Raw genomic sequence first — 269 nt, forward strand, 5'->3', positions numbered from 1 at the left:
CTTAGCTGCAAACACTGTAAATGTGCACATCGGGGCGAAACCGAACGGCCGGCCGGGGAAGCGCACCGGCCGGCTCGGCACTCAGGCGTATCGGTAGTGCACGACGAAGCCGAGCTTCTTGCCGTCGACCTGATGGATGATCTCGGCGGTACCCACCGAGCCGTGCGGGAGCGTCTCGGGAAGGAATGCGTAGACCGTGTCGTGCGTCTGGATCGCCACCGCCCCGTTGTGGCTCGGCCAGCACCCGGTCACATCCGGCTTGCGCCCCT

The 269-nt window shown here is 65.8% G+C and carries 1 protein-coding gene; it reads right to left on the bottom strand.

The window, feature by feature from the left end; all coding sequences use genetic code 11:
- Positions 1–81: 81 nt before the first annotated feature.
- On the bottom strand, positions 82–269 hold a 188-nt coding region (locus AC1RPU_RS08270), incomplete at its 5' end, for a hypothetical protein (RefSeq protein ID WP_481769692.1).

The organism is Dellaglioa sp. CoH-55-MRSF-7, assembly GCF_056782235.1.